The organism is Terriglobales bacterium, assembly GCA_035937135.1.
GTDB lineage: Bacteria > Acidobacteriota > Terriglobia > Terriglobales > Acidobacteriaceae > DASYVL01.
Genome location: DASYVL010000009.1, coordinates 1 through 1,857, shown reverse-complemented (window position 1 = coordinate 1,857; position 1,857 = coordinate 1). Strand labels below are relative to the sequence as shown.

The window sequence follows — 1,857 nt, the reverse complement described above, 5'->3', positions numbered from 1 at the left end:
ATCTGTGCGAAGCCGCCAGCGGCACGCCAAAGTCGGTGACGCCGTGCCGGCTGGGATTCAGGCCGGTGAGGATGCTGGCGTGCGAGGTGTTGGTGATGGGGCTGGGAGTGAAGGCGCGGGAAAAGCGCACGCCGTCGTGGCACAGGCGGTCGAGAGCGGGCGTGCGGATGCTGGAGTCGCCATAACATCCCACGTGATCGGCGCGCAGCGTGTCTATGGTAATGAGGAAGACGTCGGGGGCGGAGGAGGGCTGGGCAGCGAGGGCAGCGACCGGGAGCAGGAGGAAAATCAGCAAGAGCAGGCCGCGGAGTCGCATCACTCCGCCAGCCTAGCACAGGCGCCGGGAGCGAAAAACCTCGGAGGCCGGTCTCAAGTATAATTTTGGGCTGAATGAATCTTCGCTTTCGATTCCTTTGTGCGACTCCCGTCTTTGCCCTCCTGCTGGCCCCTACCGCAGGTCATGCGGCCGCGCCGCCACCTGCCATCAACGTGGTTGTCATCACCATCGACACGCTGCGCGCCGACCACCTGGGCTGCTACGGATACAAGGCGGCCGAGACCCCCAACCTCGATCAATTGGCGGCCGAAGGCGTGCGCTTCGAGCGCGCGTACACGCCGGTGCCCATCACCCTGCCGTCCCATGCGGTGATCTTCACCGGGACCTACCCCATGTACAGCGGCATGCACGACTTCAGCGGCAACAACCTGAACCCACAGCAGCCGACGCTGGCCTCCATCCTCAAGCAGAACGGTTACGCCACAGGGGCGGTGCTGGGCTCGGCGGTACTCGATTCGCGCTTCGGGCTGAACCAGGGCTTCGACTTCTATTACGACCACTTCGACTTCAGCCGCTTGCAGGAAGCCAACCTGGACGAGATGGAGCGCCCGGGCAACGTAGTGGCGGACGAGGCGCTGAAGTGGCTGAAGGAACACGCGCAGAAGAAGTTCTTCCTGTGGATGCACCTGTACGATCCGCATCACCCCTACACTCCGCCGGCGCCCTACAGCGAGCGACACAAATCGCAGCCCTATGACGGAGAGATCGCCTTCGCCGACGAACAGGTCGGCCGAGTGGTGCGCTTCCTCAAAGCTCAGAACATCTACCAACGGACGCTGATTGTCGTGACCGGAGACCACGGCGAGGGCCTGGGCGAGCACGGAGAGAAGACGCACGGCTTTTTCATCTATGACTCGACCCTGCACGTGCCCCTCATCCTGAAACTGCCAGTCGGCCAAAACGCCCGTCCCGCAAGGGTTTCCACGGACGTCAGCACGGTGGACCTGCTGCCCACGGTGCTCGACGCGCTGCACCTCGCGCCGCCCGCGCAGGTCCAGGGAAGAAGCCTGCTGCCGCTGCTGAAAGCAAGGGGCGCCGGCGAAGCGCTCTATTCCGAGTCCTTCCTGCCGCGACTGCACTTCAACTGGAGCGAGCTGCGCGGCTTGCAGGCGGGCAAGTATCACTTCATCGACGGGCCCAAGCCCGAGCTCTACGACTTGGAGAGCGATCCCAAGGAGTTGAAGAACCTGTACCCGGAGAGGCAGGCGGTGGCGGCGGAGCTGCGAGGACGGCTGGCTGCGCTCATCCAGAAGTACACCCCGGAGCAGGAGCTGGCGCAGAAGACGGGGCTCGACCCGCGGCTGGCGGAGCGGCTGAAGTCGCTGGGCTACGCGGCGGTGGCGGGCGGCGGCAACCCCACCATCAGCAACCGCGAGTTGGCGAACCCCAAGGACCGCATCGAGGTCTATGAGCTGGTGTCGGAGGCCATCGCCGACAGCCAGCACGGGCGCTACGATCCCTCCGTCGAGAAGCTGCGAACGGCGCTCAAGACGGACAAGGACTCCACGCCCATCCACTAC

The 1,857-nt window shown here is 64.7% G+C and carries 2 protein-coding genes; one reads left to right on the top strand and one right to left on the bottom strand.

From position 1 onward, the window contains the following. A partial coding sequence (locus tag VGQ94_00415; protein ID HEV2020970.1) for a sulfatase-like hydrolase/transferase occupies positions 1–316 on the bottom strand: 316 nt, incomplete at its 3' end. 74 nt (positions 317–390) lie between these two features. Between VGQ94_00415 and VGQ94_00410 the strand changes: the two genes are divergently transcribed. Beyond that, positions 391–1,857, top strand: a 1,467-nt coding sequence (locus VGQ94_00410) for a sulfatase (GenBank protein HEV2020969.1), incomplete at its 3' end; no start/stop codon positions are given.